18 protein-coding genes are annotated in these 22664 nt (G+C 39.0%); 14 read left to right on the forward strand and 4 right to left on the reverse strand.

The genetic code is table 11. From position 1 onward, the window contains the following. Nucleotides 1-160 precede the first annotated feature (160 nt). Complete coding sequence (gene pfkA, locus T8I65_RS07950) at nt 161-1147, forward strand: 6-phosphofructokinase (RefSeq protein WP_322300189.1); 987 nt, start codon at nt 161-163, stop codon at nt 1145-1147. Continuing rightward, nucleotides 1147-1512 (forward strand): methylglyoxal synthase, encoded by a 366-nt coding sequence (locus tag T8I65_RS07955; protein ID WP_322300190.1) that lies wholly within the window; start codon nt 1147-1149, stop codon nt 1510-1512. The genes pfkA and T8I65_RS07955 overlap by 1 nt, the downstream gene beginning before the upstream one ends. Here the strand turns inward: T8I65_RS07955 and T8I65_RS07960 are convergent, their stop codons facing one another. Together T8I65_RS07960 and T8I65_RS07965 are read right to left on the reverse strand one after the other, a co-directional pair. Next, complete coding sequence (locus T8I65_RS07960) at nt 1513-1896, reverse strand: RidA family protein (protein WP_322300191.1); 384 nt, start codon at nt 1894-1896, stop codon at nt 1513-1515. It lies immediately after the preceding gene. A 10-nt stretch (nt 1897-1906) separates the two neighbouring features. After that, nucleotides 1907-4555 carry a putative LPS assembly protein LptD gene (locus T8I65_RS07965; RefSeq protein ID WP_322300192.1) on the reverse strand — a complete coding sequence of 883 codons (2649 nt, stop codon included), beginning with the start codon at nt 4553-4555 and terminating at the stop codon, nt 1907-1909. Nucleotides 4556-4741: 186 nt separating this feature from the next. Here T8I65_RS07965 and T8I65_RS07970 point away from each other — a divergent pair, with 186 nt between their 5' ends. The 7 genes from T8I65_RS07970 to bshA all read left to right on the forward strand — a co-directional run bounded on the left by T8I65_RS07970 (nt 4742) and on the right by bshA (nt 13672). After that, on the forward strand, nt 4742-5866 hold the full coding sequence (locus T8I65_RS07970; protein WP_322300193.1) for an N-acetylmuramoyl-L-alanine amidase: 1125 nt from the start codon (nt 4742-4744) through the stop codon (nt 5864-5866). A gap of 56 nt (nt 5867-5922) precedes the next feature. Continuing rightward, nucleotides 5923-6876, forward strand: a complete 954-nt coding sequence (locus tag T8I65_RS07975; protein ID WP_322300194.1) for an MlaD family protein — start codon at nt 5923-5925, stop codon at nt 6874-6876. A 7-nt stretch (nt 6877-6883) separates the two neighbouring features. After that, entirely contained in the window at nt 6884-8224 is a 1341-nt protein-coding gene (locus tag T8I65_RS07980) for a (Fe-S)-binding protein (RefSeq protein WP_322300195.1), read from the forward strand. 29 nt (nt 8225-8253) lie between these two features. Next, nucleotides 8254-9045, forward strand: a complete 792-nt coding sequence (locus T8I65_RS07985; RefSeq protein WP_141877711.1) for a (Fe-S)-binding protein — start codon at nt 8254-8256, stop codon at nt 9043-9045. An 80-nt stretch (nt 9046-9125) separates the two neighbouring features. Then, the gene (locus T8I65_RS07990) at nt 9126-9611 is read left to right on the forward strand and encodes an ABC transporter ATPase (protein WP_322300196.1); all 486 of its coding nucleotides are present in this window, start codon (nt 9126-9128) and stop codon (nt 9609-9611) included. After that, on the forward strand, nt 9611-12538 hold the full coding sequence (locus T8I65_RS07995; protein ID WP_322300197.1) for a glycoside hydrolase family 3 N-terminal domain-containing protein: 2928 nt from the start codon (nt 9611-9613) through the stop codon (nt 12536-12538). The genes T8I65_RS07990 and T8I65_RS07995 overlap by 1 nt, the downstream gene beginning before the upstream one ends. A gap of 3 nt (nt 12539-12541) precedes the next feature. After that, on the forward strand, nt 12542-13672 hold the full coding sequence (gene bshA, locus T8I65_RS08000; RefSeq protein ID WP_322300198.1) for an N-acetyl-alpha-D-glucosaminyl L-malate synthase BshA: 1131 nt from the start codon (nt 12542-12544) through the stop codon (nt 13670-13672). Nucleotides 13673-13717: 45 nt separating this feature from the next. On the opposite strand, the gene T8I65_RS08005 is transcribed toward bshA, so the two are convergent. After that, nucleotides 13718-14215 carry a hypothetical protein gene (locus T8I65_RS08005; RefSeq protein ID WP_322300199.1) on the reverse strand — a complete coding sequence of 166 codons (498 nt, stop codon included), beginning with the start codon at nt 14213-14215 and terminating at the stop codon, nt 13718-13720. 134 nt (nt 14216-14349) lie between these two features. On the opposite strand from T8I65_RS08005, the gene T8I65_RS08010 reads away from it, so the two are divergent. From T8I65_RS08010 to T8I65_RS08030, 5 genes are all read left to right on the forward strand, one after another. Then, nucleotides 14350-17271, forward strand: coding sequence for an FAD-binding and (Fe-S)-binding domain-containing protein (locus tag T8I65_RS08010; protein WP_322300200.1), 2922 nt, complete (start codon nt 14350-14352; stop codon nt 17269-17271). A gap of 108 nt (nt 17272-17379) precedes the next feature. Beyond that, nucleotides 17380-19338, forward strand: a complete 1959-nt coding sequence (locus T8I65_RS08015) for an ATP-binding protein (protein WP_322300201.1) — start codon at nt 17380-17382, stop codon at nt 19336-19338. Between the two features lie 4 nt (nt 19339-19342). Next, nucleotides 19343-19729, forward strand: coding sequence for a response regulator (locus T8I65_RS08020; protein ID WP_322300202.1), 387 nt, complete (start codon nt 19343-19345; stop codon nt 19727-19729). A 122-nt stretch (nt 19730-19851) separates the two neighbouring features. Then, complete coding sequence (gene aroC, locus T8I65_RS08025; RefSeq protein ID WP_322300203.1) at nt 19852-20916, forward strand: chorismate synthase; 1065 nt, start codon at nt 19852-19854, stop codon at nt 20914-20916. Between the two features lie 18 nt (nt 20917-20934). Beyond that, nucleotides 20935-22254 (forward strand): dicarboxylate/amino acid:cation symporter, encoded by a 1320-nt coding sequence (locus tag T8I65_RS08030; protein WP_322300204.1) that lies wholly within the window; start codon nt 20935-20937, stop codon nt 22252-22254. Here the strand turns inward: T8I65_RS08030 and T8I65_RS08035 are convergent. Further along, nucleotides 22251-22664: a thiol-disulfide oxidoreductase DCC family protein gene (locus T8I65_RS08035; RefSeq protein ID WP_322300205.1), complete on the reverse strand. Its 414-nt coding sequence runs from the start codon at nt 22662-22664 to the stop codon at nt 22251-22253. The genes T8I65_RS08030 and T8I65_RS08035 overlap by 4 nt on opposite strands.

Here is a 22664-nt window from a genome sequence, read left to right on the forward strand (position 1 = left end):
GATCCTGCGTCCCCATCAACTGCACCAGCTTTTATGAATTTCAAATCTGAAGAAGAAAATGAATAAAGCTCAAGCTTCAGAAATAATTGAAATCTGGAAGTTCATTTGATTGGCTTCTAAAAATTTAGTTTGTAGTTTTAATCTATTAAGAAAATTACCAATGAGTAAGAAATTGAAAAAAATTGGGGTGATGACTTCCGGGGGAGATTCTCCGGGAATGAATGCTGCAATTCGAGCGGTTGTTAGAACCTGTGCATATTATCATGTTGATTGTATTGGATACTATCGTGGTTTCCAGGGAATGATTGCGGGAGATAGCATTCCATTAACTGCGCGTAGCGTACGTAATACCATCAATCAGGGTGGAACGATATTACAGTCGGCAAGATCCAAGGAATTCATGACCAAAGAAGGACGGGCTAAAGCTGCTGCCAATCTAAAAAAAGAAGGAGTAGACGCTATGATCCTTATTGGAGGTGATGGAACATTTACCGGAGGTCAGGTATTCAGTCAGGAGCATAATTTTCCAGTAATTGGTGTACCAGGAACTATCGATAATGACATATTTGGTACTCATTATACCATTGGTTACGATACGGCATTGAATACAGTTATCGAAGCTATTGATAAGATACGGGATACGGCAAGTTCCCATAACCGACTATTCTTTGTGGAAGTGATGGGTCGCGATGCAGGTTTTATTGCCTTGAATACCGGGATTGGCGCTGGAGCTGAAGAAATTTTGATTCCTGAAGAAGATCTTGGACTGGATAGACTATTGGATTCCCTGGAACGTAGCCGAAGAGCTGGAAAAACTTCCAGTATCGTAGTAGTTTCTGAAGGTGATAAAATAGGAAAGAATGTTTTCGAACTCGCAGAATATGTGAAAGAGAACCTCCCGTTTTACGATGCTCGAGTAACCGTTCTAGGACATATTCAAAGAGGAGGAAGGCCTTCCTGTTTTGACAGGGTTCTGGCGAGCAGGCTTAGTGTAAAAGCTGTCGAACTTCTATTAGATGGTAAGCGAGACCTCATGGTGGGAATGATGAATAATGAAATTGAAAGCTGTAGCCTGGACCAGGCATTAAAAGGGAAGCATAATATTAATAAAGATCTTTTACGTATTTCTGAAATACTCTCAACTTAATGAAGACAATAGCGATCATTGCCCATGACGGGAAGAAACCTGAAATGGTTCAATTTCTGAATCAGTTTAATGAGATCCTGAATTCCAAGGAAATTAAGATCATAGCTACGGGAACTACCGGTGCCAAAACCGAAGCTGCTGGTTATAAAGTAGAAAAGTTACTATCTGGTCCTTTGGGTGGAGACGCTCAGATCGCTGCCAGGATTGCTGAAAAGCAGGTAGATATGGTCATATTCTTTAGAGATCCTTTGGATAAGCATCCTCACGAACCAGATATTTTTATGCTAATGAGATTATGTGACGTACACAATATCCCCTTAGCGACAAATCCTGCGACTGCCAGACTTTTAATTAGAGGTCTGTAGTTAGAATCTAACTGCTATCGCGCTAATTTCAACATTTACAAACTTTGGAAGATTTGCAACTTCCACAGTTTCTCTTGCCGGAGCATTTTCTGAAGCAAAATATTTTGCATAGACATCGTTGATCTTTCCGAAGTTGTTCATGTCACTTATAAAAATTGAAGTTTTGACCACATGATCAAGGGGCAAACCAGCTTCAGTCAATATTGCCTTTAGATTTTCCAATACTAGTGTAGTTTCAGCTTCGAGATCTTCAGTTTTTAGATCGCCGGTTGCTGGATCTATTGCGATTTGTCCGCTAATATATAGAGTGTCTCCAGCGAAAATTGCCTGGTTGTAAGGTCCTATCGGTGCCGGTGCATTGTTGGTTTTAATAATCTTTTTCATAACTCAGTATTTATAAAGTTCTATCTCGATCCCGTCGCTTTTCGTATTTTATATCACTTAAGACGCTTGCCTTTATCCTTATCAGGAAGTTCCATGATTTTCTAGGTCCAAATGGAACCCAGCTAAAACTCATCAACCAGCTATCGAGATCACGTTGAAAACGTAATTGAGTAGGAGTAACACCGCTATTCACAAGGTCGTAACCGGTGCTGGCCCCAATTTTCCACTTTGGTGCGATTTCTATATTTCCATTAAACATTAATGAATGAGCAGATACGGTATTCTGTCGGGCAGAATTCGTATAATTCATAGCATAAGCTACACGAACATCCCATGGTATGTTATAATTGTACCATCCATTTTCGTTCTCCTCCTCTTCACCTTCGAAAGGATCTTCATCGAAAAGACGGCCATCTTCGCCCATTCCTGTTCCGAAGAGATCATCAGGACGTCCACCATTTCTATAGGTTTCATTGTCCATATCATCGGTTTCTTCCTCTTCAACGCCTTCAAAATCCTTGTTAGAAAAAGAATAGCCAAAGTTCACTGTTCCCGAAGTAAGTCGAAATAAGCTTCCGCCGTTCTCAATATTCAGCTTGTCGATCCTACGGTTATTATTATTCAGAGCGTATATATCTAAATTTCCTCCAAAGTTAATATCCAGTTTATTTTTGATCACCGGAATGGACCCACGAAGTGAAATAGGGGACAGGCGCAAGGAGTCTCCCGCAAGGTTATAACTTGTTCCTATACTAAAGTTATTTAGTAAAGTGATCTTTTCAGGTTCTATCGCGGTGCTATCTTTCGACCTAACCTTGGCTTCAATGGTATTGCTTAAGCTGAAGCCTAAAGAACTGGAAAAATTTCTTCCGGGTGCTCCATATAAAGTACCGTCAAATCTCGAATAATCAACAATATCTTCAATGATATTTCCATTTTCATCTTCAGATTCCTGGACAAACTGATCGTAAAAACGATCAAAACCGGGATTGATATTATAACTTACTGAGGGTCTCATGACATGACGAATTGCCTGTATTTTTTTATCCTTTCCGAAGGTTTTCCTACCATATAATGTAGTTCCAAGGCTAGTATTGAAATTATAAGTACGATAAGAGTCAAAACCTTTGATCGTGTCGATCACCACATCATCCAGCACAGGATCATAGGATCTTTCAAAAGTTCTGGAAACCCAGGTTTCTTCATAGCTGGTACCTGTGGAAACACTAAGATATTTGAAAAGTTTAAAGTTTGTGTTTAGCGGAATGCTATGCTGTGCGCCCAGTCTTGCATCATCAAACATCGCCGGAGTAAGAAAAAGGGAATCGGCAGTATTGATCTGGTTCTCTGCCCGTAAATTATACTGAAGATTAATATTTTCAATAAAACCTTTTTTACTACCCGAAGCTGGAGCTAAAGGATAGATACGAGACATACTCAATTGTAGAGTTGGTAAACTAAGATTTACCGAATTAGTTCTGGTATTTTGAGAATGTCGCGCGGCCAGACTCAAATTCACCTGAGGTTCACCGGGAAATGTCTTACTGTATGAAACCGAAGAGTTTAGTTCGTTATTCAGGTAATTTCCTGTGTTGGCTTGATTGATGGATTCGGCATAATACTCGCTGCTCCCTAAGTTTACAGAAGCTGAAAATCTGGAATTTGGACTAGCCTTTGGATCCTGGCTATGAGACCACTGAATGTTATAGCTGGATCTCTCGGCAAAGTCGGGGAAACCTCTTTCGCTCGTGAATAACTTTTCAAACCTTACTCTCGCATTTCCACGATATTTATACCTGTTAGCGTAATTGGATGAAAATTCCAGGGTGTAAGAGCCGTTCGTGTAATAACTACCTAAAGCTAATAGATCCACATAATCACTAATAGCAAAATAATAACCGCCATTCTGAAGATTATAACCATACTGGGAATCTCCAAACGACGGAATAATAAAACCTGATGTTTCCTCATCTGTTAATGGAAAATAACCAAAAGGAAGTCCTAGAGGAGTAGGAACATCTGCAATGTACATGTTTACGAGACCGGTCACGATCTTCTTCTCAGGTACGAACTTGATCTTCCTCGCATAGAAGAAATACTCTGGGTCATCTACATCCTGAGAAGTGGTAAACCGAACATTCTTCATAAAGTAAACCGAATCATTTTCCCGTTTGGTGACCATACCTTTTACATTAAAGTCGGCTTCCTGGGTTCGGGAATTGTAAACCAAAGCTCTTTCAGTATCAAAATTGAACCGAAGTGAATCTGGCTCTACTTTTCTGTTCGCCTGGGTGAAAATAGGTTTTTGGATATAATCTCCAAGGGAATCCTCAATTCCATAGGCGAAAAACTCATTCTTATTATTGTCGATAACGATGAGTCCTGCCTCTATGGTCATATCACCATAGACGATCTTTGCTTCGTTATACAGGTAGATTTTATTTTCTTTTGGACTCAAGCGCATATAATCTTTAGCACTATAATCCACAACATCGGTAATAAACTGGGGCTTTTTGACTGAATCCTGCTTAACAGTATCGGTAACCTGCAAGTTCTGGGCGATCTCTTCAGGTGTAACTGTGGGAGCTATACTATCCTTCTGACTTTCAACAGGGATCGAGTTATTTCCAATCTCCTGCGCATGCAAAAGTGAGGTCATAAATAGCGTGAAAACTAAGCAAAAAAGTGTATTGGGGATATTTGTTTGCAATGCTTTAAGTGCTATTTTTGTACGGATTGGCGTGCTTTTTGCAAATCCAAAATTACATATATTTTTTTAGCTGAGTTTTGAGACTGCAGGAAAAATAGCAATAAAATATTCACCCCACACAAGCGTTAGCTTTCTATGAGAACGAACTTACTTAATCTTTTCGTATTCACAAGCCTTTTCTTTATTACATCAACGGTAACTTTTTCTGCTGAGATCCCTCCTAACCTGGATGAATTTGTAGTAGTTCTGGATGCTGGTCATGGTGGGAAAGATCCTGGTAACATGGGTAATGGTTTTAAGGAGAAGGATATTGCTTTAAGTATAATTCTGAAGATTGGTGCCGAGCTTGAAAAGTATAAGAATATAAAGGTAGTGTATACCAGGAAGTCTGATGTGTTTGTAGAACTATTCGAGAGAGGTAGAATTGCCAATGAAGCGAATGCAGACCTTTTTGTATCTGTACATTGTAATTCTCATAATTCACAAGCTTCAGGAACCGAAACTTTCGTGCTTGGACTTAATAGAAATGAGACTAATTTTGAAGTGGCAAAAAAGGAAAACTCGGTGATCTATCTCGAGGATAACTATGAAGTTACTTATGCTGGATATGATCCTAATTCCCCTGAATCTACCATAGGCCTTACAATTATGCAGGAAGAATATCTGGATCAAAGTATCTTGCTTGCAGATCTTGTTCAGAAGGAATTTACAAATACATTGAAGAGAAAGAATCGGGGAGTTAAGCAAATGGGACTTATTGTGCTACATCAAACCTACATGCCTAGCGTGCTGGTAGAGACTGGGTTCCTTACAAATAACCAGGAGGGACCTTATCTTAATAGTTCAAGAGGGAAGGACGATATGGCCCGGGCGATTACCAATGCTATTCTCAACTATAGTAAAACCATTAATTTAAATACCCTGGAGCAAGTAGCTGCAAGTCAACCTAAAGGAACAGTAGATGAAGGAGTATTACCAGAATCTCAGGTCTTTAAAGATGTGTTGTTTAGGGTGCAGCTGGCGGCCGGTTCAAAAAAACTGGATACTAAGCCTTATAATTTTAAAGGTATGAAGAATGTTAGCAGGGAGAAAGAAGGAAAACTTTATAAGTATTACTATGGAGCAACTTCAGATTATCTAAAGATCCAGAGAATGCACAGCGAGGCAGTAAAAAGTGGATACACAGATAGTTATATCGTAGCCTTTAAGAATGAGGAAAAAATAACGCTTAACGATGCGTTAAAATCAAAGCTAAAATAGAAGAGCTTTTCTATTTTTATTTCTAAATTTGTGCGTATTCACTTAAAAAATTGCTTTTGAAATATTCCAGAGAGGTAAAAACTGCCGTTCTAGCTATCGTGGCGATAGTTATTTTATTGTTTGGTTATAGTTTTCTCAAGGGAGAAAACCTCCTTGCCCAGAATCGAATTTTTTATGCTGAATATGATGATGTAGAAGGACTCTCACCATCTTCTGAAGTTACCATCAACGGTCTTAAAGTTGGCCAGGTAAGCAGCATAGAGTTCAAAGACAATTCAGGTAGACTTGTAGTAAGTTTTACTGTAAAGAATGATTTCAAGTTTTCGAAAAATAGTAAGGTGAACATTTATGGTGGAAGCATCATAGGTGGAAAGTCTTTGGCTATTGTTCCAAATTATGACCAAAAATCTGAATGGGCTGTGTCTGGTGATACACTTCAGGGAGACAAGGAGGAAGGGATCATGGAACTTGTGAATGATAAGTTAACTCCTTTACAGAATAAACTGGAGAACACGATCACAAGTGCAGATTCGATGTTAACGGCCATTACTGAAATCCTTGATGACTCTACAATGAATAATATTCGCGGTACTTTTAAAAATCTTGATGCTACCGTATCCTCATTTAGAGTAACCGCAGATGAGCTTCAGGGTATAGTAAAAGGAAATAGTTCCAAGATCGATCGAACGTTTACTAATCTTGATGAAATGTCTACGAACTTTAATAAGTTTTCAGATACATTATCCACCATGAATATTGGCAAGATCACCTCAGATCTTGAAAAGGTAATTGCAGATTTTGAAGGAATCTCGAATAAACTGAACAGCAAGGAAGGAACCGCAGGGAAATTGATTAATGATGATGCTGTGTATAATAACTTGGATCAGGCAACCAAACAGCTAGAACAACTCCTACAGGATATCAAACTTAATCCAAAGCGCTACGTTCATTTCTCAGTTTTCGGTAAGAAAGCTGGAGATTATGAAGAACCGGAAGATTCCTTAAAATAAATCTATCATGCAAATTGTTTCGCAAATACTATTTGTGATCGCTCTATTAGTGGGCGTTGGCTTTTTCGCCAGAAATATTAAAAGACTTATTCGTAATATCAAATTAGGTCGGGAAATCGATCGAACTGATAATGGTGGAGAAAGATTTGCCAAAATGGCCAGAATAGCCTTGGGGCAGAGCAAAATGGTAAAAAGACCGGTTTCTGGTTTTCTGCATATTATCGTTTACGTGGGCTTTATTATTATAAATATAGAAGTTCTCGAAATCGTTATCGACGGAATTTTTGGTACTCATAGAATCTTTTCTTTTTTAGGTGGTACTTATGATGTTCTCATCGCAAGTTTCGAAATCTTAGCTTTCCTCGTATTTGTTGGAGTAGTAATCTTCTGGATACGTAGAAATGCACTTAACATCTACCGTTTCCTTGGTCGTGAATTAAAAGGATGGCCTAAGAATGATGCAAATTATATCCTGTATTTTGAAATGGTGCTAATGGCATTATTTCTTATCATGAATGCTACAGACTATCAACTGCAAATGAATGGAGCAGATCATTACGCTTCAGAAGCTGGTATAATGGGTAGCTTTCCAATAAGCCAGTTTTTGCTTCCTCTTTTCGACGGAATGAGCAATGCAACTCTTATTATTATTGAAAGAGCTGCCTGGTGGTTGCATATTCTTGGAATTCTGTTCTTCCTGAATTATTTATACTATTCAAAACACTTACATATCCTACTGGCGTTTCCAAACGTATATTTTTCAAAACTGAGTCTTCAGGGGAAAATGGATAATCTGGAAGCAGTTCAGAAGGAAGTAGCATTAATGATGGATCCAAATGCCGATCCTTTTGCAGCTCCTGCGGAAGGCGAGGATGAAGGAGAGCCGGAAAAGTTTGGAGCTTCAGATGTCTTTGATCTCAATCAGGTTCAATTGCTGAATTCCTATACCTGTACAGAATGTGGTAGATGTACTTCTGAATGTCCTGCGAACCAAACCGGGAAAAAGCTTTCTCCAAGAAAGATCATGATGGACACTCGGGACAGGCTTGAGGAAGTAGGTGAGAATGTTACCAAGAACGGAAAGTTTGAAGATGACGGGAAGCAATTACTGGACGACTATATACTTAGAGAAGAACTATGGGCATGTACTACCTGTAATGCATGTGTAGAGGCCTGTCCTGTTGGGATCGATCCTTTATCCATTATTCTGGATATGAGAAGATACCTGGTAATGGAGCAAAGTGCCGCTCCTAATGAATTATCCATAGCGATGACAAACATCGAAAACAATGGTGCACCATGGCCTTATAACCAGATGGACCGTTTGAACTGGGCTAAAGAAAATTAATACATTAGAATTTTATAAAGATCGATAATATGGCGGAAGCACTCAAAGTACCTACAATGGCCGAATATATGGCTGAAGGCAAAAAGCCTGAAGTTCTGTTCTGGGTTGGTTGTTCGGGAAGTTTCGATGATCGTGCTAAAAAAATAACCAAGGCATTTGTAAAACTTTTGCACAAGGCGGGAGTTGACTTTGCTGTTCTTGGGACCGAGGAAAGCTGCACCGGGGATCCTGCAAAGAGAGCCGGAAATGAATTTCTTTTTCAAATGCAGGCTGCTACAAATATTGAGGTGTTGAACGGTTATGAGATCAAAAAAGTGGTTACTGCCTGTCCTCACTGTTTTAATACCATCAAAAACGAATATCCTGCTCTTGGCGGGAATTACGAGGTCATGCATCATACTCAGTTTTTAAAAGATCTTTTGAATGAAGGTCGTTTAAAAGTTGAAGGCGGAAAATTTAAAGGAAAGAGAATTACTTTTCATGATCCATGTTATTTAGGTCGAGCAAATAATGAATATGAAGCTCCACGTGATCTTCTACGTAAGCTTGAAGTTGAGCTTGTGGAAATGCGTAAGTGTAAAAAGAATGGTTTATGCTGTGGAGCCGGAGGAGGGCAAATGTTCAAGGAACCTGAACCAGGAAACAAGGATGTAAACATCGAGCGTACAGAACAGGCCATGGAAGTGAAACCTGAAATAATCGCTGCCGGTTGTCCATTTTGTAACACCATGATGACAGATGGGGTTAAGAATAAGGAAAAAGAAGATAGTATCGAGGTAATGGATGTTGCTGAGATGATTGCCAGCGCAGACGAACTTTAAAATTCTAAAAGTTAAAAGACCAGTCTCTATTTGACTCCAAGGCTAAATCAATTAGATTTGTGTGAATACAAATTTAGCCTATGTTAGTACCATTTGATAGCCTTTCAGAAGATTCAAGAGTTTGGATTTATCAGGCCAACAGATCTTTTACAGAAGAAGAATTACAGGAGATCTCATCAAGATTAGACCAGTTCATTGAAAGATGGACAGCACATGGAGGAGATCTCAAGGCTTCCTACGATATCAAGTACAAAAGATTTATTACAATAGCTCTGGATCAAAAATTGAATGCTGCAACAGGTTGTTCTATAGATTCTTCCGTGCAATTCATTCAGCAGCTGGAGAAAGACTATAACGTTGATCTTCTCGACAAAATGAATGTTTCCTATAAACAAGGAGACTTTGTTGCTTATAAAACACTTACCGATTTCAGAAAAATGGCAAAGGATAAAGCGGTATCCATGAATACGATCGTATTCAACAACCTCGTTAATACCAAAGCCGAATATCTTACAGAATGGGAAGTACCTGCTTCTGAGAGCTGGCATAAACGCTTCATGAAATAATGATATTGAGAACCCTGTCCCTCAAATTACCACTTTTACTTTTTTTAATTTTAAGTCTTGGTGCATTCTCCCAGGTAAAAAATCCTTTGTTTACCAAAGATCATGCTGCTCAAAAACAATGGGTGGATAGTACTTACAACTCCATGAATCTGAAGGAAAGAGTTGGTCAATTATTTATGGCTAGTATCTGGTCCAAAAATGATAATGAAGCCGATACCATTCGCAAACTCATTACTGAAAATCATATTGGCGGACTTATTTTTTCCAAAGGAGGTCCGGTAAAACAGGCTCAGTTAACCAATGAGTTTCAGAAGATGTCTAAGGTTCCATTGCTAATTGGAATGGATGCTGAATGGGGACTTGCCATGCGACTTGACAGCACTTTTGCATTGCCATGGAATATGACACTGGGCGCCATCCAGGATAATCAACTGGTCGAGGAAGCTGGTGCAGCTATTTCCAAGCAAACTAAGAGATTGGGTGTACATTTTAATTTTGCCCCTGTAGTGGATATAAATACCAATCCAGACAATCCAATTATAGGAAATAGATCGTTTGGGGAAGATAAATTTAATGTCACTGAAAAATCTCTTGCTTTTATGCGAGGTATGCACCGCGAAGGAGCACTTAGCAGCGCAAAACATTTTCCAGGTCATGGCGATACAGATTCCGATTCGCATAAGACGTTACCAACGATCAATTTCTCTGCGGAAAGGATCGAACGCGTAGAACTATATCCCTATAAAAAACTAATTCCCGAAGGGCTTAGTAGTATTATGGTAGCCCATCTCAATGTACCTGATTTAGAGCCTACAGATGGCAAACCTGCCTCTTTATCTAAAGATATTATTACAGATATATTGAAGAAAGAGCTTGGTTTTAACGGTCTCATTTTTACTGATGCACTTGACATGAAAGGTGTTTCGAGAAATACGGAACCAGGTGAAGTTGATCTTGATGCATTTAAAGCAGGAAATGATATCCTGCTAATGAGTGAAGATGTTGGCAGAGCTTCTCAAAGTATCATGGATGCGGTAAATGATGGTACTATTAGCGAAAGCCGTTTGGCACTTTCAGTAAAGAAAATTTTATACGCTAAGTATAAAGCTGGTCTTCATGAATTTAAACCGATTAGTACAAATTTCCTGATAGAAGAATTATATACCTCGCGTGATGAAGCTTTACTGGAAGAGCTCTATGAAAACGCTGCAACGCTTATCAAAAACAATAAAGCTGTAGTTCCGGTTAAAGATCTTTCAGAAGAGAACATAGCCTATGTGAACTTTGGGGACGATGATGGTAGCGTTTTTCTTCAGCAGCTAAAGAAATATGCAAAAGTAGATTGGGTTCAGGCAGATAAGTTGGCCTCGCTACTTGTCAAACTGGAAAACTATGATCGTGTGATCGTTGGTTTCCATAAATCGAATAGTAGTCCGTGGGCATCTTATAAATTTTCAAATAACGAATTGGTATGGTTGCATGAGATTGCCCGCAAAAATAAAACGATCCTTGCGCTGTTCGCAAGACCTTATGCGCTGCTTGATGTAAAAAGCTTTACGAATATAGAAGGGATCATAATTGGTTACCAGAATCATCCACTCGCTCAGAAAAAGGTGGGTCAGATAATTTTTGGAGCAGCTCAGGCGAAAGGTCGTCTTCCAGTTAGCATACAAAATGAATTTCCTGCAGGAACTGGTTTCAACACTAAAGATGTTGATCGCTTAGCTTATGGAACTCCGGAAAGCGTTGGAATGAATTCCCATAAACTTCAGAAGATCGATAGTATTATTAATTATGCCATTTCAGAAAAAATGACCCCGGGAGCACAGATACTCGTTGCCCGGCAGGGAAAAGTAATATACCAGAAGAATTTTGGCTATCAGACTTATGAAGAAGAGCTACCTGTGACCGATACTACGGTTTATGATCTGGCATCTCTTACCAAGATCCTGGCTACTTTGCCGCTGGTCATGAAATTGGATGAGAAAGAAGTTCTTGATTTCGATACTACGCTTAGTGAATTACTTCCTTCATTAAAAGGTTCGAATAAATCCAATATTAAGTTGCAGGATATGTTGATGCATTATGCTCGATTACAAGCCTGGATACCATTCTACATCTCTACGCTCGATACTGAAACAAAGGGACTTTCTACCGATTATTATAGCAATTTACCTTCTGAAACTTACAATACACAGGTTGCAGATAATATGTTTATTAGAAAGGATATTGGAGATACCATCATTAATACGATCAGGCTTAGTGATCTTGAGAAAACGAGGTCTTATAAATATAGCGATCTGCCATACTATCTGTTGAAGTATTACCTGGAGAGCTATTATGAATCTTCACTTCAGAATATTACACAGGAACATTTTTACAAATCCCTTGGCGCGAATTATACTGGTTATCTACCTAAGACGAGGTTTGATAGCCTGCAAATCGCTCCTACAGAGAATGATCGATTATGGAGAGGGCAGGTTGTTCGTGGATATGTTCATGACCAGGGTGCTGCAATGCAAGGTGGAATTGGGGGGCATGCAGGTTTGTTTAGTACAGCAAATGACGTCGCGAAGTTGATGCAAACCTATCTAAATGGCGGTTCTTACGGCGGGAAGAAATATTTGCGTAAAGAAACCATTGAGAAATACAATACCTGCTATTATTGTGAGCAGAATGTAAGAAGAGGAGTAGGTTTCGACAAACCACAGCTTGGAAACTCAGGACCAACCTGCAACTGCTTGTCTATGAATAGCTTTGGACATAGCGGCTTTACAGGAACATTCGCCTGGGCCGACCCCGAAGAAGAGATAGTTTATGTATTTTTATCAAACAGAACTTATCCTGATTCAACGAACAGGAAGCTTATCAGGGAAGATATCCGGTCTGAGATCCAGAAAGTGATATACGAATCTATAGATTTCTAATTAATGAAAATTGCAATTGTTTGTTATCCTACTTTTGGTGGTAGCGGAGTAGTAGCCACCGAGTTAGGCTTAGCGCTTTCCAGACGAGGTCATGAGGTACATTTCGTCACCTATAAACAACCTGTAAGGTTGGAAACAATATCCAGTCACATAAGATTTCATGAGGTGAATGTACCGGAGTATCCTTTATTTCATTATCAACCCTATGAGCTTGCGTTAAGCAGTAAACTGGTAAATGTTATAAAGAATTACGGAATAGAACTTCTGCACGTTCATTACGCGATTCCTCACGCTTATGCCGGATATATGGCTAAGCAGATGCTTGCGGAAGATGGAATTGAAATTCCTATGGTTACGACTTTACATGGAACAGATATCACCCTGGTTGGTAATCATCCGTTTTACAAGCCTGCTGTAACCTTTAGTATCAATAAAAGTGATTATGTGACTTCAGTTTCAGAAAGCCTAAAAGAGGATACCCTAAGGCATTTTGAAGTAAAAACAGAAATTGAAGTTATTCCTAACTTTATCGATGTATCTAAATTTCAGAAGAAAACATTTACAGATTGCCAGAGAGAACTAATGGCGGCATCTAATGAGAAAATTATAACACACGTAAGTAATTTTCGAAAAGTAAAGAGGGTAGATGATGTTGTGAAGATCTTCTTCGAAATTCAGAAGTCTGTGAGTGCGCGCTTAATGATGGTTGGTGAAGGTCCGGAAAGAGAAACTGCCGAAAAACTGGTTCGCGATTTAGGTATAACAGACAAAGTATTGTTCCTGGGGCAAAGTAATGAAATTGATAAGATCCTGTGTTTTTCAGATCTGTTCCTTTTACCTTCTGAAACGGAGAGTTTCGGTTTGGCAGCACTTGAAGCAATGGTTCATTCCGTTCCTGTAATCTCCTCTAATACAGGGGGATTGCCAGAGGTCAATAAAGATAATTTCTCAGGTTTTCTACATGACGTAGGTGATGTGATCGCAATGGCAAACAGTGCGATTTCAATTTTGAAATCAGAAGAAGTTTTAAGGAAATTTAAAAGGCAGGCTGGAGAAACAGCAAGGGATTTTGATATTAATATGATCGTTCCCAGGTATGAAGAGCTATATAATAAGGCATTGATTAAAGCATAAAAAAAGGAGCCAATTGGCTCCTTTTTCTTTTTATCTTCTATTCAATTAGAATTGGTATCTAATACCTAAAGCAATATCTGGTGTGAAATCATCGTGATCATCATAGTCCGAAAATCCAATTTCAGGTCTGAAATCTAACGATAGTAAAAGTGGAAAATCGAAATTATATTCGATTCCTACATTACCTGCTAATAACGCAAAAACCCCGTCATTACGATCAATATCACCTCTACGATTGTCATCATAATTACCAAGTCCTGCACCAGCACCTGCATACCAGTTAAAACCTCCTTCAATGTTCCAAACCCATTGGTACAATCCAACAAGCTTGATAGCATCGTAATTGCTGTCATTTCTCCATCCAAGATCGAACTCTAACCTGTTGTTCTCGCTTGTTGCTCTCTGATATGAAACCTCGGCACCAAATCCACCACCGTCACCCACTCTTAAACCAAGAGCGTTTTGAGATATCTGCTGTGCATTTGCCTCATTCAGAAATACAGCTCCAAAAATAAAAGCTGCAAATAGAACTAATTTTTTCATGTTTGATTGTTTTAAATTCATCCCGGCAAATTTATGCCGTTTACCAATATGAGAACGTCCAGGCTAGTAAATGTATTGTTAATATTAATTAAGATTCTGTTAAGTCGGTAAACTGAAACTTCCTAAATTTGAGTATGAAATTGAAAAATTCCCTGCGGCAGCTTGCAAATGAATTAGAAGGAGAGCTATACTATGATGAGCTCTGGAAAACCATTTACGCGACTGATGCTTCTGTCTATCGAGAAATACCGTTAGCCGTAAGCAGACCTAAGTCAAAGCAAGATCTTATAAAACTTATAAAATTCGCCAGGGAAAATAAAATCACATTGATCCCAAGAACTGCCGGAACATCGTTGGCAGGACAATGTACTGGTGATGGTATCATTGTGGATGTCTCACGTCATTTTACCGATATTATTAATGTTGATCCCGAAAGCAAAACAGTAACTCTACAGCCTGGAGTGATTCGGGATGATCTCAACCGGAAACTTTTCAAGCATGGTCTTTTTTTCGGGCCAAATACTTCGACTTCCAACCGCTGTATGATAGGAGGAATGGTAGGTAATAACTCCAGTGGAACTACTTCAATTAAGTATGGTACAACCCGAGACAGGATCAAATCCATCAAAGCACTGTTAAGTGATGGCAGTGAAGTTGAGTTTAGCGATCTTTCTAAAATTGAATTTCAGAAGAAATTAGAGGTCAAAGGACTGGAGGGTGATATCTATCGTAAAATTCAGGATATACTTAATTCAGAAGTAAACAGGGAAGCGATCATCAGTAATTTTCCTCCAATGGAGTTACATAGACGAAATACAGGTTATGCGCTTGATGAGTTGTTGCATACTGAAGCATTTGAGGAAACTGACAGAAAACTGAATATATGCGACCTTATTGCAGGTAGTGAAGGAACTTTGGCTTTTATTACTGAAATAACTTTGAAACTGGATATTCTGCCCCCTTCAGAAAAAGCGATGATCGCAGTGCATTTTCGTTCTATAGATGCCTGTATGCAAGCGGTAGTTCCGGCTATGGAGCACTCGCTTTTTACCTGTGAGATGATGGATAAGATCATTCTTGACTGCACCAGTGATAATTTGAAGTATCGTGAGAATAGATTTTTTATAGAAGATGATCCTGAGGCAATCCTGATGCTTGAGTTACGCGCAGAAACACAGGAAGTACTTGAGAAGAAATTGGAAGCTTTGATGAGTACACTTAAAAGTTCCAATCTTGGTTATGCTTTTCCCGTTCTTTATGGTGATCAAATCGACCTTGCACTCGATCTGCGTAAAGCTGGTTTGGGACTATTGGGTAATATGAAGGGAGATCACAAAGCCGTTGCATGTATCGAAGATACCGCTGTAGCCATCCCGGTACTGGCAGATTATATTGCTGAATTTACAGAGATCATGAAGAATTATGATCAGCAAGCCGTTTACTATGCTCATGCAGGTGCTGGGGAGATTCATCTGCGTCCTATTCTGAATCTGAAAAAATCTGATGATGTTGGGTTATTCCGAAGTATTACGCTGGATGTAGCAAAACTGGTGAAAAAATACAATGGTTCACTTAGTGGGGAGCATGGCGATGGAAGGTTGAGGGCAGAATTTATTGAGCTTATGTATGGGGGAAAAGTGTATTCTCTACTGAAGGATATAAAGTTTGCTTTCGATCCAGATAATATTTTTAATAAAGGTAAGATAGTGGATGCACCAGCTATGGATACCTCTCTTAGATATGTTCCAGATCGCAAAGAACCGCAAATTGAGACCATCATGGACTTTTCTGACGCTGAAGGTGTCCTTAAGCTAGCTGAAAAATGTAACGGAAGTGGTGATTGCCGAAAGTCGGTAGAAGCGGGAGGGACTATGTGTCCTAGTTACAGGGCGACCAGAGATGAAAAAGACACCACCAGGGCTCGTGCAAATGCTTTAAGAGAATTTCTCACGAATTCAGATAAGGAGAATAGGTTTGATCATCCGGAACTAAAGGAAGTGCTGGATCTGTGTATTAGCTGTAAAGGATGTAAAAGTGAATGTCCATCTAACGTGGATATGGCTGCTCTTAAAGCTGAATTTCAATTTCAGTATTACAAATCGAACAAACCTAGTTTAAGGGATCGAACTTTCGCAGGAATCACGAACCAAAACGCCATGGCATCAAAAGTCCCTGGCTTATCGCGATTTGTAATGCAAAACAAATTTACTTCCAGAATTGCAAAAAGACTACTTGGGGTTGCGGTAGAAAGAGAATTGCCTGCAGTTGGAAAGACTACACTTAAAAAGTTTTACCTGGCTAGTAAAAAGTCACTCGAAGTTCAAAATCCCCTTAAAACGGTTTATCTCTTTAATGATGAATTTACCAATTATCTCGATGTAGAAGTTGGTATTGACGCTCTCAGACTTTTAAGTCGGTTAGGCTACCAGGTTCAAATTATCGACCATCCTGAAAGCGGAAGGAGTTATCTCTCCAAAGGATTCCTGAATGAGGCAAAGAAACTGGCCAATGAGAATATTAGAATCTTTAATCCTCTAATTAATAAGGAAACTCCATTGCTTGGTGTAGAACCTTCGGCAATATTAAGTTTTAGAGATGAATATTTAAGACTGGCAGATGATAAGAAGTCAGCCGAGAAACTTGGTGAGAATTGCTTTATAATTGAAGAATTCTTGAAACAAGAGCTGGCAGCGGGTAATATCCGTAAGGATCAGTTTACCACGGAGGCTGCAACTATTAAAATTCATGGACATTGTCATCAAAAAGCGCTATCCAATACCGCCCGAACTTTCGATATTCTCAATATCCCTGAAAATTATAAGGTGACTATCATTCCTTCAGGTTGCTGTGGTATGGCAGGTTCTTTCGGCTATGAAAAAGAACATTATGAGATTAGTATGCGTATAGGAGAAAATTCTCTATTTCCGGCTATAAGAAAGAGTAAGGAGGGCACAATCATTTCTGCGAATGGAACCAGTTGCAGACATCAAATTAAAGATGGAACTGGAAGAATAGCACAACACCCGGTGAGTATTCTTTATAAAGCTCTTGCTTAATAATGTAAAGTTTTGTTAATGCCAGTGTATAATATATTGTGGCGCGTTCAAAACATTAAATTTAGCGTTCGAAAAAATTACAGACTATTTTTATTGCATTGACTGGGAATGAATAAGGATTTACGGATTCAGGAATTAGAAGAAAAGTCGAAGGAGAAAGAACTTAGAATCGCAGAGCTCTTAGCCTCCAATGAACGATTAAAATCTGAAAATGAAAACTTAAAAAACGAAGCTCATTCATTTAGAGAACTAATTCATTCTTCTCCCTCCATGATTACCCTTTTAAAAGGAAAAAATCTGGTAATTCAGGTAGCAAATGAGCCTATTCTGAAATTCTGGCAAAAAGAGAAATGTATATTAGGTAAACCACTCATAGAAGTACATCCTGATATTAGGGAGCTAGGCTTAGAGCAATTACTTCATACAGTTCTTGAATCTGGAGAACCTCAATTTGGCTATGAAATGCCAGTTTATATTACCAGAAGTGATAAACGAGAACTTTCGCATTTTAATTTTGTTTATCAACCTCAGAAAAATAGGAATGGAGAAGTAGAAGGAGTTGCAGTAATTGCTCAGGAAGTAACACCTAAAGCCATTTACCATGAAAAAATTAAGAACAGTGAATTTAGGTATCGCGAACTAATTCATTCTTCCAATTCTCTTATAGCTATATTGAAGGGTGAAGACATGATAGTGGAAATTGCGAACCAGGCAATTAAGGATGTTTGGGGTAAGGGTGACAACGTGGAAGGAAAACCATTATTTAATGTACTACCTGAAATGATCGGGCAGGGAATGCCTGAAATTTTTGATGATGTCTATAAAAATGGACAGCCCTATATTGCTCAGGAACGACCTCTTTTACATCAGCAAAATGGATCATTAAAGCTTGGTTATTTTGATTTCGTTTACCAACCTCAAAAAAATATCTCTGGAGAAATTGAAGGAGTGGCAATAATTGCTCACGATGTAACCAATCAAGGTCTATTAAATAAGAAAATAAGGGAAAGTGAAAAGAAATTCAGAGAACTGGTGAATTTCATACCTCATAAGATTTGTACGACAACTGCCGAAGGTGAACCTGTATTTTACAATAATAGCTGGTTAAATTTTACTGGAAAGACTTCTAATGAATTACTTAAAAATTCATGGTATTCGCTTATATATCATGAAGACAGGGAGTTTATTGGTGAACTTGTTGAAAGTAGCATGAATACCGGACAGGATATTGAGACCGAATTGCGGATTTTTAACAAAGATGGAATACCAAAATGGCACTTAGCCAGAGCAACTGCTATTAAAAATGAAGAAGGCGTAATAAATTCATGGATATCCTCTTGTACCGAAATTCAGAAATTAAAAGATGATGAGAAGCGAAAGGAAAGTTTTCTAAAACTGGTAAGTCATGAACTCAAGACCCCAGTTACTTCAATTAAAGGTTACATACAATTGTTACAATCTATATTACCTGAGAAGGTAGAGGCAGATTCCAGGAATATCCCAGTTAAACCATATTTGCATAGAATAGAGAGCCAGATCGAAAGGCTTATTCGATTAATATCTGAAATGCTTGATCTAAGTAGAATTGAGCAAAATGAACTAATTCTTGAGCTAAGCGATTTTCAATTGAATGAACAGATCGAAACAGTAATTGAAGATCTATCGTTTTCTCATCGTGAGATGCAGATCGATATAAGTCATGAAGAAAAAATCTCAATAAAAGCTGATAAAGAGAGAATAGGTCAGGTAATTACGAATTTAATAACCAATGCCGTGAAATATTCACCCGATACCAAGAAAGTATCGGTAAGGGTTTTTAGGACCGAAGATAATCAAGCTGCAGTAAGTGTGAAAGATTACGGAATAGGTATAGCTTTGCAGGAACAACAGCAAATATTCAAACGTTTCTATAGAGTTTCTGGAAATAAAGATGAAACTTATGAAGGCTTTGGAATTGGGCTTTATCTTTCAAATGAAATTATAGAAAAACATCAAGGAAGAATTCTTGTGAAAAGTGAGCCTGGTAAAGGCTCTGAATTTACTTTTAAATTACCCCTAAATCAATAAACATATGGCTAGAATCTTAATCGTAGACGACGATCAAACAATTGGATTGATGCTTAAAGATATACTTGAGTTTTCTGATCATAATGTAACTGTCTCTCAGCAACCTAAGATTACGAAAGAAAATATATTAAAACACGATATAGAACTGATACTTCTGGATAAGCTTATTTCTGGAGTGGACGGAACAGATGTATGCGCAGAACTCAAAGCAGATGAAGAAGTTGCTCACATACCGATTATTATGATGTCTGCCTTACACAATGTAGGCGACCTTTGTAAATCTGTAGGTGCCGTTGAATTCATCCCTAAGCCATTTGACATGGATACTCTTTTGAATAGAGTATCTGAAGTTCTTGCAAGGGACAATAGCGGAAAGTCCGCCAGCTCATAGAAATTCAGTAATTAACTAATATAATTCCAAATTAAGCAATAGCCTTTTCCCACATTGGGAATATATAGGATTCCACTTTCAAATATGTTCTTAAAAAATTACATTTGTTCAAAATCGAATAAATGGCAGGAAATTCTATAGGCACACTCTTCAGATTAACTACGTTTGGTGAGTCTCACGGTGTTGCTATTGGTGGTGTAATTGATGGATGTCCTGCAGGAGTCGAGCTAGATCTGGACAAAATACAGCAGGACCTGGATAGAAGACGTCCCGGGCAATCTGCAATTGTAACTCAGCGCAAGGAACCTGACACTGTTGAATTTCTATCTGGAATTTTCGAAGGGCAGTCAACCGGTACTCCAATTGGATTCGTAATTAAAAATGCGAATCAAAAATCCAAAGATTATTCACATATAAAAGATACTTACAGGCCATCCCATGCTGACTATACCTACGACGAAAAGTATGGTGTTCGAGATTACCGTGGCGGTGGAAGATCCTCGGCAAGAGAGACGGCTTGCAGGGTTGTTGCAGGTAGTATTGCTAAACAGCTTTTAAGTTCCCTTCAATTTAATGCCTATGTTTCTACTGTAGGTCATATTGAACTGGATAAAAAATATCAGGACCTGGATTTTTCAGAAGTTGAAAAAAATCCTGTGCGATGTCCAGATCCTGTCAAGGCTAAAGAAATGGAAACTTTTATCAAGGAAATTCGCTCCAGCGGTGATACGGTTGGTGGAATCGTTGATTGTGTGATTCAAAATGTTCCTAAAGGTTTGGGTGAACCTGTTTTTGATAAATTACATGCTGAACTTGGTAAAGCGATGCTATCGATCAATGCTGTGAAAGGCTTTGAATACGGCAGCGGATTTGCAGGAACTACTATGAAAGGTAGTGAGCATAATGACCAGTTCAACCAGGACGGTTCCACTAAGACTAATTTGAGTGGCGGTATCCAGGGAGGAATAAGCAATGGGATGGATATCTACTTTAGAGTAGCTTTTAAGCCAGTTGCAACACTTATGCAAAAACAACAAACGATCAATTCCAAAGGCGAGCAGGTGGACATGCAGGGTAAGGGAAGACATGATCCGTGTGTTGTGCCTAGAGCAGTACCCATCGTAGAAGCCATGGCCGCAATAGTGATGGCCGACTATTTTCTTCAGAATAAATCATCAAAAATTTAATAGTAGAACAACAGGTATATGAAAAAACTCGCATTGCACTGGCAGATACTTTTAGGAATGGCCGTAGGGGTCATCTTTGGACTTATTATGACTAATTTTAGTTGGGGACCAGACTTTACAGAGGATTGGATCAAACCTTTCGGAAATATTTTTATTAATGCACTTAAGTTAATTGCAGTGCCATTAATCCTCGCATCTCTTATCAAAGGGATCTCAGATCTTAAAGATATTTCAAAGTTGTCCAAGATGGGTACCAGAACCATTGCGACATATATAGTCACAACCGTGATCGCAGTTTCTATTGGATTGCTCATGGTGAACCTTATCGCTCCAGGGAAAGCAATCTCAGAAGAAACCCGTAGTGATCTTATAGCTAGTTACGAAGGGGATGCCTCGGTTAGAATTACAGATGCCCAGAAACAGAAGGATGCAGGCCCTTTACAGGCCCTGGAAGATCTGGTGCCGAGTAATATTTTTGGGGCGGCAAGCGATAACGGGAACATGCTTCAGGTTATATTTTTTGCGATATTCTTTGGACTCGGACTCATACTTATTCCTGAAAAAACAGCGAAACCAGTTAAGGATTTCTTTGATGGCTTCAATGAAGTCATCTTGAAAATGATCGACCTTATCATGCTAACTGCACCGTATGGTGTTTTTGCCTTACTAGCAGCACTTGTTGTAGAATCACCAAGTGCAGATCTCTTTGCAGCTCTTGCTATGTATGCGCTTACCGTACTACTAGGTTTAGCCCTTATGATAGGAGTATATATTTTACTTGTTTGGATTTTTACTAAAAATACACCCTCATTTTTCCTTAATGGAATCGGGCCTGCACAATTACTTGCTTTTTCTACAAGCTCCAGTGCTGCTACGCTTCCTGTTACGATGGAAAGGGTAGAAGAACACATGGGTGTTAACAAGGAGGTTACTAGTTTCGTGCTTCCAATTGGCGCCACTATCAATATGGACGGTACAAGTCTTTATCAGGCAGTGGCTGCGGTATTTATCGCCCAGGCATTCGGTATGGATCTAACACTAGGTGCACAGTTGGGGATCATCGCGACAGCTACATTAGCATCCATAGGCTCGGCGGCAGTTCCGGGAGCAGGAATGGTGATGCTGGTAATTGTACTTGCCCAGGCTGGAATTCCTGAAGCCGGATTGGCTTTGATATTTGCGGTAGACAGACCATTGGACATGTGTAGAACTACGGTTAATGTTACCGGAGACGCAGCAGTATCATTGATGGTAGCTAAATCTGTGGATATGATGGGACCTCCTAACGTGAAAGACTGGGATGATGATTACCATCCTGAAAATGAGGAAACGGTTTAATCCAGAAACTTAGATTTTAGTTCGGGAGTAGGGATCATGCAATTCTCCTTTTTCCCGAACCATTTATATCTATTGCTGGCTACGAGATCATAAATACTATCTCTCAAGCTTTCAGGTAGAAACAAGAAGTTTTTCAGTAAAGAATATCCTCCATTAAGGTCTCTTGAGATTTCCAGGGCCGCAGTAGATTTTCTATAATAAGCCACACCCGGTTCAATAAGCATAATAGAATCCAGATCTTCAGGATTAAAACCTCTTTCTTCAATAAGTCGTTTCCCGGTTTCACTTTGCAGGGATGCAAATCTAAACTTATCCTTGCGGTCATGTTTTATAATTAACTGTACCGCGTTATTGCAAAGGTTACAAACGCCATCAAACAGTATGATTTTATGTTTGGAAGTAATTTCCAT

Source organism: Christiangramia sp. OXR-203, assembly GCF_034372165.1.
Lineage (GTDB): Bacteria > Bacteroidota > Bacteroidia > Flavobacteriales > Flavobacteriaceae > Christiangramia.